The 11918-nt window shown below is 57.3% G+C and carries 9 protein-coding genes; 6 read left to right on the top strand and 3 right to left on the bottom strand.

Annotation, left to right across the window (positions count from 1 at the left end):
• The first annotated feature begins 377 nt into the window (after positions 1 to 377).
• Positions 378 to 659: a CopG family antitoxin gene (locus tag VI895_01590; protein HLG18493.1), complete on the top strand. Its 282-nt coding sequence runs from the start codon at positions 378 to 380 to the stop codon at positions 657 to 659.
• A 34-nt stretch (positions 660 to 693) separates the two neighbouring features.
• Here VI895_01590 and VI895_01585 read toward each other — a convergent pair whose 3' ends face one another.
• The 3 genes from VI895_01585 to VI895_01575 all read right to left on the bottom strand — a co-directional run bounded on the left by VI895_01585 (position 694) and on the right by VI895_01575 (position 5547).
• Complete coding sequence (locus tag VI895_01585) at positions 694 to 3078, bottom strand: PEP/pyruvate-binding domain-containing protein (GenBank protein HLG18492.1); 2385 nt, start codon at positions 3076 to 3078, stop codon at positions 694 to 696.
• Between the two features lie 231 nt (positions 3079 to 3309).
• Positions 3310 to 4560, bottom strand: a complete 1251-nt coding sequence (locus VI895_01580) for a Glu/Leu/Phe/Val dehydrogenase (GenBank protein ID HLG18491.1) — start codon at positions 4558 to 4560, stop codon at positions 3310 to 3312.
• Positions 4561 to 4860: 300 nt separating this feature from the next.
• The gene (locus tag VI895_01575) at positions 4861 to 5547 is read right to left on the bottom strand and encodes a PilZ domain-containing protein (protein ID HLG18490.1); all 687 of its coding nucleotides are present in this window, start codon (positions 5545 to 5547) and stop codon (positions 4861 to 4863) included.
• 74 nt (positions 5548 to 5621) lie between these two features.
• Between VI895_01575 and VI895_01570 the strand changes: the two genes are divergently transcribed.
• From VI895_01570 to VI895_01550, 5 genes are all read left to right on the top strand, one after another.
• Positions 5622 to 5801, top strand: a complete 180-nt coding sequence (locus tag VI895_01570) for a TMEM165/GDT1 family protein (protein ID HLG18489.1) — start codon at positions 5622 to 5624, stop codon at positions 5799 to 5801.
• A 64-nt stretch (positions 5802 to 5865) separates the two neighbouring features.
• Entirely contained in the window at positions 5866 to 6102 is a 237-nt protein-coding gene (locus tag VI895_01565; protein HLG18488.1) for a hypothetical protein, read from the top strand.
• 106 nt (positions 6103 to 6208) lie between these two features.
• Entirely contained in the window at positions 6209 to 7549 is a 1341-nt protein-coding gene (locus VI895_01560; protein HLG18487.1) for a hypothetical protein, read from the top strand.
• Between the two features lie 152 nt (positions 7550 to 7701).
• The gene (locus VI895_01555) at positions 7702 to 8331 is read left to right on the top strand and encodes a hypothetical protein (GenBank protein HLG18486.1); all 630 of its coding nucleotides are present in this window, start codon (positions 7702 to 7704) and stop codon (positions 8329 to 8331) included.
• A gap of 26 nt (positions 8332 to 8357) precedes the next feature.
• Complete coding sequence (locus VI895_01550) at positions 8358 to 11801, top strand: cytochrome c3 family protein (protein ID HLG18485.1); 3444 nt, start codon at positions 8358 to 8360, stop codon at positions 11799 to 11801.
• The last annotated feature ends 117 nt before the right edge of the window (positions 11802 to 11918 follow it).

Genomic DNA, 11918 nt, shown 5'->3' with positions numbered 1-11918 from the left:
TTCTCGCCGTCCATCAGCAAATGGGCGTACTCGCCGGCTGCGACGACTAGCCCAGAGTGTTGTTGACGTTAGGCACACATTGTCTTACAATTAGCAACAGTGAAGGTTTTTACGTGGGATCCGGGGAAGAATGCGAGCCTTAAGAGCCAACGAGAAATTTCCTTCGAGGAAGCGGTTTTGGTCATTGAAAGAGGAGGTGTTCTCGATATCTTGGAACATCCCAATAAGGCGAAGTACCCTTTTCAGCGAATTTTCGTCCTCGATATCAACGGTTACGCATGTTTGGTCCCCTTTGAAGAAAAGGGCGCAGAAATCGTGTTTAAAACCATCATTCCGAGTCGTAAGGCTACCCGAATATATATACGAAAGGGACGCAAATGAAGCATCCAAATATAGAGGAGAAGGAGATTCTTGATTCTTATGATCGAGACGAATGGCGTTCCGTTCGTTCACTGAGAAGGGAAAAATCTAAATACCAAAAATACGCCCGCGCTACGCTCGCCAAAGACAAGAGGGTGAATATAAGAATTCCGTCTCAGGTGCTGGAGCGGCTTCGGGTGAAGGCGGCGGAAGAAGGGATACCTTATCAGACGCTGATTTCAAGCGTACTTTACAAGTTTGTAAGCGGGCGGATGGCGGAGAAAGAAAAAATCAGCTGACCGGGTTTCCCGATCGCGAACTCCACGCTTGCCGCTACGCCTGCGTCGACGCCTCTTCCCTCTGCATCGGGCCCAGATAACAGAGCGCCAATTCATTCTCGCCGTCCATCAGCAAATGGGCGTACTCGCCTTCCGCCACTTCAGGGACATGAATGGCCCGCACTATCGGGGCAAAACTCTTGTGGTTGGGCAACAGTTTCGGCAAGCGGTTCGGTGAATTCAGAAGAAAATCCGCATTGAAGATTCCGCCCGGCTCATCCGGATAGAGCGGCAGGTAACTGATTCCGGATTCCACAAGATCTTGAAAGAAGTGTGTGCCGAACGAAACTTCGGGAACGTAACCGTCCTTCTCATGAGCCACCTCGATGAGAGCGCGGCTGTTTCGAATGTCGGCGTAATTCACGCGCACGCCCAGATTGATGTCGTTGGATCCCCAGCGTCCCGGACCGAGCAAGATGAATCTGGAGCCGTGCAGTTTCTGGTTCAGCTGCCCCACCACGCGGCCGATCATCTGTTTCGTCGTCAGATCAGAGACGTCGTCGTACGCTTCGGCCGGAACATAAACAATGTATTCAATATTTCGCACGATGCCGTTCATCACGTCACGCTGGGCGTTGAACAGAACCCGCTTCGGCTCGACGTCCGTCGGAACGCGCACACGGCTAGCTTCGATTTTCTGCGCCAACGGCCGGCATTGAAGCAGATAAAAATCTTTTCCATCGCTGGCGAACTCGATGTCCACCGGGCATCCGTAGCCCTTTTCCAAGACGCTTAACACCTCACGCATGTGAGGCGCGAACGGCGTCGATTCAATCAATTTGTCAAACGTCAGGCAGATCGATTGTCGGGAGGTATCCACGAAATTTCCGACGATCGGTCGCAAGGCTTCCTCTTCTACAATGGAAGCCACCAGATCGAAATTCGGCGGGGGTTCCGCCTCGATCGCGTCGGTAAAATTGAGTGTTTCAAATCTGTTCGTTCTAAGATTCACGACATCCACGCGGCGCTGAGACTGGCGACAGATCTCGTCCACGTCCCCTTGGGGACGGAGCGACGGGACCGTGAGGGCGATCATTCTCGGATACTCCGCGCTGACACGGTCCACGGCGCGTGTGCCGAGCCCCGCGACGAGGCGGACCAAGCCGTCCTCGCGGCGAATTCGGCGGTCCCACCGGTAGTAATCGTTTCGCGAAAACGCCACGCCGGCGAAAAGTGGAAAATAATAGTGCCGATACGTCCTTCCCACGACCGGTTGAATCAGAATCGCCATGAATTCGTCGTAGTCGATTAGATCCCGCTCCCGCCGGTAGACCAGTGGATCGGCCGAGAGCACGCCCGCGTAAACCTCCTTTACGGCGCTCAAAAAGCGAATCAGTCGATTGGAAAGGGAGCCCTGATTCGCCAGAAAGATGCTCCGGTATTTCCCGGAAAACGCGGCGCCGAGGCTGTCTTCCAACAAACTGGAGGAACGGACGATCAACGGCGTGGGTCCGAGTTTCTCCAGCAATTTTCGAATGCGGGAGACGACTTCGGGAGGGAATGAACCGGCGTGAAAAAGCTCCCGGAGCAGGGGGTAATCGGCTTCGATCGCCTCCTGCGATTTGTATTTCTGGCTCGCGTATTCCATGAGGCCGTTCCGGCGGACGAACTCGTCGTTCAAATCGGACCGCAAATAATATGAGTCGGGTGTCTTGAGCGGCATCAGAGGCTCTCTTCCCGCGTTCTGGTAATGCTGGCGTAAAATCTTGTCGGCCAGAAGCAGGCCGGCCGCTTTCCCGCCGATCCGCCCCATTCCTTCCCTCGGACCGATGATTCGCTGGGCGACGACGTCCAGGTCCCGCACCTGGACGTAGTTTCGTGCGACCGTAAGAAAATCAATGTGATCGCTGACAAACTGCCGCATGAGGGCGACGCGGGTCGCCACCAGATCGGAAGGCGGCAGGGAAATGATGGTCCGCGGAAGCTTGCAGAAATCCGCGACCCTGCGTTTAAGAATTTCGAAGGAAATTCCCGGAAGACCGGCGATGTCTTGAAGATTCTGCGCTTCTTCCCGTTTGACCGTCACGCCGACCAGATCGTGAATTTCTTCCGGAGAAAAGTGCCGCTCGGCGTACGACAAAACGGTTTTCCATACGGCGTTCCGTTCCGTCCGCGTCCATTGAACGGCCGTATCGATGTTCATGGCGACTCGGTGTTTGATCTGCTGCCGAAGCGCCGATTTCCCGAGTGCAATCCGGTAGACTTCGTCCACCGAAACGATCCCTTGGGAATGAAGGCGGACGAGAAAATTCTGAATGATTCGGGCGCGGAGCCCCGGATACCGGCGCAGATAGCGCTGAATGACTCGACTCGATTCAGTCTGAGGAGGCCGTTTACGAGCCGATTTCGAAGGAGATAAACGACGGCGCCGGGTGGGCATATCGGCATGATAACATTCCACCCGGCGCCGCAAAGAACGCCGTGTTCCCTTATGGAACGCTAGCGTCCCGAGCCCGAGATAGATTGATAACAAAGGACGCCGATGCGCCCGGTTGGCAAGGCGCGACGACGACGGCGTACTTGCAAAGCTGTACGTCGAGGGGGAGCAACGCAGCCAACCGGGATGCAGCGGCGGCCGACTATCAAGATATGTCGGGCTCGGGACGCTTAATTAGACCCAGCCGCGCAGCTTGCAGGCCTCCGCCACGCGCGCCACGGCCACCATATATGCAGCCAGCCTCATGTGGACTTTTTTCTTCTGCGAGGTCTCGTACACCGCGTTGAACGCGTCGGTCATCTTTCGATCCAACTGCTGATGGACGTCTTGGATCGGCCAGTAATAGTTGTACGTATTCTGGACCTGCTCAAAATAAGAGACCGTCACGCCTCCGGCATTGGCCATGAAGTCCGGGAGAACGAACACATTATTCTTGAACAGAATCGTGTCCGCTTCCGGCGTCGTCGGGCCGTTCGCCAGCTCGCAAACGATCTTCGCCTTGATGTTCGCGGCGTTTTGACTCGTGATGACATTCTCCAGCGCCGACGGATAGAGGACATCGCATTTCATGACCAGAAGTTCCTCGTTCGAAATCGGCTTCGTATTCGGGAATCCGACGACACTGCCGGTTTCATTCTTGAACTTCACCAGAGCCTCCGGATTCATGCCGTCCGGGCTCGTGACGCCGCCGCGGGAGTCGCTGGCCGCGAGCAGCCGGCCGCCGCCGAGGACTTCCTTATGCAACGTCGCCGCAAATTGGCCGGCGTTGCCGAATCCCTGGATGGCGTAAGTCGCCTTGGCTGGATCGAGGCCGATTTTCTTGGCCGCTTCGCGGACGCAATAAATTCCGCCGCGAGCCGTTGCATCGCCGCGACCTTCGGAGCCGCCTAACGGCAACGGTTTCCCGGTGATGACGCCCGGATGATGCTCGCCGACGATCGTCTCGAACTCATCCATCATCCAACCCATGATTTGCGGCGTCGTGTAGACGTCGGGCGCCGGAACATCCTTCATGACGCCCAGCTGACGAGAGACGGCGCGGATATAGCCGCGCGCCAGACGCTCTTTTTCATTCGTCGACATCGCCTTCGGATTGCAGGTAACGCCGCCTTTTGCGCCGCCGAGAGGAATATCGACGCACGCGGTCTTCCAGGTCATCCATGCCGCCAGGGCTCGCACGGTGTCGATCGTCTCTTCCGGATGCCACCGAAGGCCGCCTTTTGTCGGCCCACGGGACCCGTTGTATTGAACGCGATACCCCCGAAACACTTTCGTCGTTCCGTCGTCCATCCGGACGGGGATGCTGACGATCGTTTCGGTCATCGGCCACCGGAGAAGTTCTCGCGTAGCGCTGTCGAGGCCGAGCTTTTCGGCCGCCTCATCGAACTGTTGCTGAGCAATTTTAAACGGATTGAGCTCTGGCATTTGTACGTTCCTCCAAAATCAAATATTGAGTTTTATTGAAAAATATCGTGCGGGCCGCCATCGGCGTTCCACACGGATCGCGCGAAGGCGTATGCCTCTTGGGTCTCAAAGTCAATCTTGTGGATCAGCTTCTCCCAAGCCGACGTACGCCTCCGAAGCTACTAAACCTGCGCGCAATAACACTCTCGTCGGGAGAGTCTGTACATGATCTTCATCATGTATAGGGTCGTTAGAAATTCCCGAGTTCGAAGCTTGGCCCGGTGAGGCCAGGCGGACGCCGTCGCAAAATGGCTTACGGAGTCACTTGGAACCTGTGGCGTCGGCCGGTGTATCCATCACGTAGCGGAGGAGTTCGGCGAGGCAGGCCTTCTGCGGACCCGTCAGTTCACGGAACTGAAGACCGACCTCATACTGCTTCTTTCCACTTTTCTCGAGGTTGTGCTGGTAGATCACCCGGGCGGGGAGGATGAGAAGTTCGCGACCGCTGACGTCCGGAATGGAGACTTCGACCTCTTGGAAGAGAACCACGGGAGTGTCGATCATCATCGACAACCCACCCATGGAGATCGTTTGGAGGCCGGCTTGAAACTCCGCCTGGTTCCCGTAGCGGATCGGAATTCTCTTGGAGACGCGCGGGTGCTCCCGTCGCTTTCCCCCCGATCCGGCGAGGAGGGTCTCGACGAGCGTCAGAAGTTTTTCCTGCATCGAAGGTTCAACGAGGCTGAAGCAGAGGCCGTGCAAGAGACCGCCCTGGGTTTCTTGGATTCGGACAATCTCCGCCATCACGGCGATCTCCACGCCGCCGGGGAAGGGGAGAAAAATCTCGATCGTTTCCCCGACATCCCCGACGCTCTCTTCGAAGACGACTCCCGCGCCCCCTTTGGAGACATCTCGGAGGTAGCCTGTCAGAAAGCCTTTGGGAGTGGAGGCCCGGACCTCCTCGCTCAGCTGAAGCCGTGTGTGGATTCGTCGTTCGTTCTGGCCCATGGGATTCGTCGTCGAGTGGAGAGTAGCACAATGAGAGCCTTCGACGCCTCTCAAATGAGTACGGATTTGAGAAAATCGGACGAGTTGACGTTCCTACGCACGAATTCCGCCCGGTCGTCGGAGCTGGCGGTCTGGCCGTCTATTTGGGCGACCGAATGGCCGAAAAGATCAAAATGAAGTGGGTCCGATGGGTGGCCGCGGCGCTTTTTTTCGGGTTCGCCCTTTGGTCGGCGGTCCAAGCGTTCCAATCCTGATTTCAGTCCTATTCTTCGGCGTGATGATCGGTGATAATGAGTTTTCGAGAAACCGGGAACCCGCATGGCCGAAAAAGAAGGAAAGGTCGTTGTTTTGGCGACGCACGGTTTCGCCTTCAACGGCGTTCTTCAGCTGATGCGGCCGGAAGACCCTTTTTCCACAGCTTTGCGCGAAGATTGCCCGCTCGGCGGTTCGCCCGCCTGTATCGAAAATCCACCCGCTCCCTGCCGCCATCACGCGGGATTTCGTCGAAACCGCCAAGAGAGGAAATTCTGGATCCTTTGCGGCTGCCCGCGTTGATTGTGAGATTATTCTTGGAATCATCAAGAAGTTGAGAAATATTCAGCAACTTGATTTACGTCATGGAATCCGTATGGGGACGATTCACATTGTAGGTTGATTTATCATGCTCGCCTCTCGCCGCCGTCGGTTGGGATGTACGCTTCTCCTTTTTGGGGCGTATGTCTATTGCGATGCGGCGATCGCGGAAGACTCCAATATTTTCGGTTCCATCAGCACCCGTTACAAACTGCGCGCCACCGCCGATACCAGCGATCAGGATCTTGAAACGCTTCTTTCGCTCAACATGGGCGAGCCTTTGAACGACCGCGTGGCGGTTTCCCTGCAGGCCGGCGGGATTTTCGACCTGGACGGCGACAGTTCGGATTCCACGTTCAATGGCGTGTACGACTCCTTCAACACCGGCGCCGCGGGGCGGATCTACCACGCCTACCTCGACGCCAACAACCTCGGCGTATTCGATCGGCTTCGCGCGGGACGGCAGTTCCGGCAGGAATTCGAGTCGCTGTACTTCGACGGCCTCTCCCTTCAGTGGCGGGAAGCCAAAGGGTTCAAGCTGATGTCGTACGGCGGCGTTCCGGTCCATTTCTACGAAACGGAAACCGGTTCCGACAGCGGCGATTTTGTCGCCGGCGGAGCGTTTGAGATCGATCCGGTCAAGGTGGTTCGGGCCCGTTTCGATTACGTTCATTTGAAGGATGACTTCACCGGCTTCCGGGCGAACGTCGGTGACATCGAAGATGATCTCTTCGGCCTGAGCGTTTGGTGGGACGCCCAGCCGGGGCTCATGATTTCCTCGAGGTTTACATCGTTCTTGGATCAAGTCCGGGACTTGGCCCTCGACACCCGGTACCGATTCATCGAACAGAACCTTTCTCTCCAGTTTCACTTCTTCAGTCTCCTCGAGTCGTACGGTGTCCGCGTGATCGATCTGGATCCGTATTCGTTCGCCGGGGAATACAAACCGTATTACGAAATGGCCTTCACCGGGATGAAGGGGATCGGCGAGCATTTTGCCCTGGATGCGGGGTATGCATTCCGTATTTTGATTGAAGAGCAGGTCGCCAGTGCGTTCAATCACGGTTTTCAGCGGTTCTTTTTGACGGGGTCAACGATCGAATGGCCGCTCGACGGCATGAGCCTTTCGTTAACCGGCGATTACTATTTGGGACAGGACAACGAACTTCAGAACGATACGTACGGGACATCTTTCTCCATCGCCCAAGACCTGTTGAAGCGGAAGCTGCGGCTGACGGCCGGAACAGCTTTCTACCTCTATCGATATAACCTTTTAGCCGGGAACGAATCGGACAACGTCCAAACGTACTATGCGCGGGGAACCGTGAAGTTTCTCAAAGACTTTGAGGGGCGGCTCGGGTACGAATTTGAAACCAGTGACCTGGACAATTTCCATACGTTGGATGTGAGGGTCGCTTGGAACTTTTGAAGGGTGCCAAGAAAATACGTTCGGGTGGCCCGACGGGGACACCCAAGTCCACGCGCAGTCTCGAGCATGGACTTGGGGGGTACCGTCGGGACCGGAGCCCGAACGTATTTTCTTGGCACCCCATCAGACGATCGTTGTCTGTTTTAACAATAATGCTCGCGGTCCCATTTTTTCTCGGCAACAAAGGGTGCGACGAAGGCACAACGTGGGAGCACCCGGATGTTGCGCGAGACAGCGACTGTTCGGAATGTCACGAAGGCGGGATGACCAAAGACACGAAACCGGCCTGGCACGATTTGACGTTCAAGCATGAGCACGGCGCGCTGGTGCAGCGGTTTAGGTTCGACACGAAGAACAGCTGCAACCTCTGCCACACGCAGTCCAGCTGCTCGGAATGCCACCAGATCACGCCGCCGGCGAATCACAACCAATTCTTCCGCCTCCGCGGCCATGCGCTCCAGGTGGGCTTCGACCGATCGCAGTGCATGACGTGCCACCGGACCGACTTCTGCCAGCGGTGCCATATGGAAACGAAGCCGATCGATCACATGGCCGGGTTCGGGGCGTCCCAAAATCGGCACTGCCTGAACTGTCATTACCCGCTGGAATCGTATGGGGCACAGAGGTGCGTGGTGTGCCACCAAACGAGCTCGGCTCACATGGCCACGCCGAGGCGACCGAGCAACGTCAACCATCTACCTAACGCGGATTGCCGGGGCTGCCATACGCCGCTTCGGCATCCGGACAATGGACAGGCTTGCATCATATGTCATACGCAGTAAGAACTTTCATGAGAGGGAGAGAAAACATGAAAAGCACGAAGGGACTTTGGATGATCAATCTTCTCGCGGCTGCCGCCGTGGCGATCAGTGTTTCGGCATGCGACGACGATCCGGAAGGGACCGCCGCCGCTAACGCAGGCGAGGACCAGAAGGTCCTGATCGGCGACACCGTGAATTTGGACGGTTCCGGAAGCACGGTCGTCGGCAATATTATATGGACGCTTGAATCGAAACCCGACGGTTCTTCCGCCGCTCTGACGGGCGGTTCCGAAATCGCGACCAGCTTTGTCGCGGACGCGGCCGGCACGTACGTGTTGAAACTCTCTCTCCACGATGCCGAAAGCACCGACACGGTCAGCGTCACGGCCAAGACGATTCTTGCGGTCATCACGAACGGTTCCGGTTCCACCATCACCACACGCACACGATTCGGAACGGATGAACTGGCCATCGATTTGGAAGACGCGGGTGGAATTCTCTCCGGCGAAAACAGCCGCGGAAGTGTCGTGAACTACAGCTGGCAGCAGGTCTCCGGCCCCTTCGCGACCGCGACGGCCGGGAGCACGTCCTCAACTCTTCCGTTCACCGCTCCCGCGCTTAAGGATTTTCTGACCGTCGGTTTGAGGGAAGCTGAGGAGAACGCCGCGCACGGCGGACAAAGTGATGAGTACAAGTGGCAACCGCTCCCTGTTTCGATCGAAGATACGAAACTCTATTTCAGGTTGACGGTGGACGACGGTGCCGGGAACAGCGACAGCACGACACAGGTGGTCTATGTTCAGGACGCCGGTGCCGAGATTCAGCGGTCGAGCGGTCTTTGGACCGTTCCGCTGAATGTTCCCCTCTACCTGCAGGGACCGAACAGTTCGGTCATATTGGAGTACACATCCACTTCGACAGCGTGTAACGGTTCGTTGCCTTCGACGAGCACGCCGACCACGAGGCGCGCCAAGCCCATCAACGATGACTGGTCTTGGACGCTGACACCCCCGGATGGATCTGCAGCCGTTTTTGCCGATTCCGGAACCGTAGCCTCAGCGCTTCAGCTCCCCAAGTTCACGCCGGATGTCGAGGGGTATTACACGGTGGCCTACACGGCGACGGTCGATGAATCGGCTGTGGGACCCGATGCGGATGGTGTACGGGCGTGCGGCCGTGTCGCGCCCAATTGTAAATACACCTCGGACGGCGGCGTGGATCATTGCACGATCGTGGGTTCGTTCCGGATGTATGCCGGGACGTATGTAGGCATCGGAAGTATCACCGGCGACGCGGCGAGGCCCGAGTGCGCCGGATGCCATGACGGTTCGGCGATGCCGGACAAAGTCGGCGAGTGGCAGGGAACAAATCACTCAAAGCTCTACGAAAATTCGTATCTGGCCATGTCATCGCTGGCACCCGAGCCCTATCTGTGGGGCTTTGAAACGGTCGGTTACAATACGTCCGCCGCAAACGGCGGATTTGACGAGGCCGTGGCCTCGACCGGCTTTGACGTTTCCACCCAGCCGGGCACATACGCCGATTTCTTGGCGGATGCGCCTTCCGTGGCCGCTCTAAGCGGTGTTCAGTGTGAGAATTGCCATGGCCCGGGTTCGGGACACAACGGCGACGCCACGAAGATCGGTGTCTCCGCTTCTCAGACCGGTATCTGCGGCCAGTGTCATACGCAAGAGGCCGAATGGATCAACTCCTCGCACAACATGACCGGCGTCTCGCACGGCTCCGCCAGCTATCAGGTTTCATGGCTCACGAACGCAGCCTGTACACGCTGCCATACCTCCAAGGGCTTCATCAATTATGTGGAGGGGGGCGAGGAAGCCCTCACGCCGATCACGGAACAGGAGGCTTTCGTCGGTATCGGGTGCGCTGGGTGTCATGACCCGCACGACGCGACAAACGAGGACCAGCTTCGAATGCACGGAGAGCTCGAGATGATCATCGACGAATCGACAGTGGATGCCGGGAAGGCGGCCGTTTGTTACAAGTGCCACGACGGCCTCTACAGTTTCGGAGAGTTTTCGTGCGACACGAATCGCGACGGCGTTTCAGATACGCTCTGCGAGACGTTGGAGCAAAACGCGGACTATTACACGCGACAGGTCCACTACAATCCGCAGGCTCCCGTTCTCGAAGGAAAGGGGGCTCTTCTCGACCTCGACAAAAACGGAATCGACGATGTCTTCACAACGGGGAATTCGTTCCATTCCGAGCCGGGATTTATTCTGGCGGATGTTTCGGGTGACCCGACATTGCCGACGGAGAACCGGAAGTGCCTCACGTGCCACATGGCCGAGGGGCCGGATGCGACGGAGGATGGGTTCCGCCACTTGGGCGGTCACTCTTTCAACATTATGAGCGGTCACGGCGTCGGCCATCTAGTCGGTGCCGAGGAAGAGGAGACCGTAGCCGGTGAAGCGGGTGAGCTCGCGAACATCAGCGCGTGCACGCCATGTCACACGGATCTCACGGAGATTAACCGTGAGGCTCGCGGCGATTACGACGGCGATGGGACGATCGAGGGGATCCAGGACGAAGTCACGGGGCTTGCGCTCCTCTTGTCGGACGCCATCAAAGCGTACGACGACGTGAACCTGGGAACGTGCAGTGTCACTACACTGGACGCGGGTGACTGCAACGCAAACAAGAAGTGTACGCTGGCGCCCTACATCAGTTGCACGGCGGCTGGTGACACGAGTTGCGACGCGGTCAAGACTTGCTCGGCAGCAAGTACTACGATTGTGGCCGACGCTCAATTCTGCACTTCGGATGCCGGATGCAACCTGAAGAAGGTGAATGTGACGACCGTATCAGCGACGAACTACGGACCGTGCGGGACGATCACAGCCGGAAAGTGTGATCAACGTTCGGCCTATAGTTGCTCCAAGGACGAGGACTGCAAAATTGCGACGACGGGGACGATGTACTTCGGCCCCTGTGTCACTGCGACCAACAAGTGCACCATCGCAAAACCGAGGTCCACCGCCGGGAGTACGGATGAGATCGAGTGTTCCACGGACAACGACTGCATCGTTCCGGACGCTCTGGGTTACTCGAACTTCAACGGTGCAGGCGCGGATGCGCGTCCGTGCAATACCTCGGGTTCGAGCAAGAACCGGTGCAAAGAAGATACGACCATCTCGTGTGGTACGGTCGATCCTTTGGATCCGACGCCGACGCACGACAAGTGCCTCAGCACGTGCGGGGCGTACATTGCCGGCAAGTGCGACAACGACCTTACTACGGCCTGCACGAACGCCGCGGACTGCAACCCCGGCGTTAGCGTCTATCCCGCCGGCGGGGCCTTCAAGTGGGCCCGATCCGACAAGATCCGCCGGGCGATCTGGAACCACAATCTGGTGGTTCGAGACGGCAGCATGGGCGTCCATAACGCCGGATACGAGGTCGGCGTCCTCCAAGGGACGTATAAGGTAATCACCGGCGTGGCGGTTCCGAACGCGACGTTGCGTTAAGCGCGAGAGTTTGAACCGTCCAGAGCGATTGACGGGGCCGGCCCATACGGGCCGGCCCTCTTTTCATTTCATTGATCCGAATCATGTTCGTAAATTTGGCATCATCTAAAAAGAAAC

The organism is Bdellovibrionota bacterium (assembly GCA_035292885.1).
GTDB lineage: Bacteria > Bdellovibrionota_G > JALEGL01 > JALEGL01 > DATDPG01 > DATDPG01.
Note: the sequence above shows the minus strand (reverse complement) of the source record. Positions and strands in the feature narration are given on the sequence as shown.